Origin of the sequence: Lysinibacillus sp. CNPSo 3705, assembly GCF_028674935.1 — a bacterium.
GTDB lineage: Bacteria > Bacillota > Bacilli > Bacillales_A > Planococcaceae > Lysinibacillus.
Genome location: NZ_JAQZSD010000250.1, coordinates 1 through 201, shown reverse-complemented (window position 1 = coordinate 201; position 201 = coordinate 1). Strand labels below are relative to the sequence as shown.

Here is a 201-nt window from a genome sequence, read left to right as displayed (position 1 = left end):
CCTTATTTCTGTCTCTATTCCTTATTTATTTTCGTTTAATAGCTTTAATATCCGTTTCAAATTGACAGCGAATATCGTTGTAGCACCTTGAATTTCCATCCTAAATAGACCCGCAGTCGATGCCGTATCGTACCCGTGTCCGTTTTTTAATTCACTATTCTTCGCTTCTATTTTGTAGCGATTTGCGGCTAATTGCTTAAA

General features: G+C 36.8%; 1 pseudogene. It reads right to left on the bottom strand.

What is annotated here, in order from left to right:
- Positions 1 to 21: 21 nt before the first annotated feature.
- Positions 22 to 201: pseudogene (locus PVA17_RS25255) on the bottom strand (IS5/IS1182 family transposase); the annotation flags it as partial.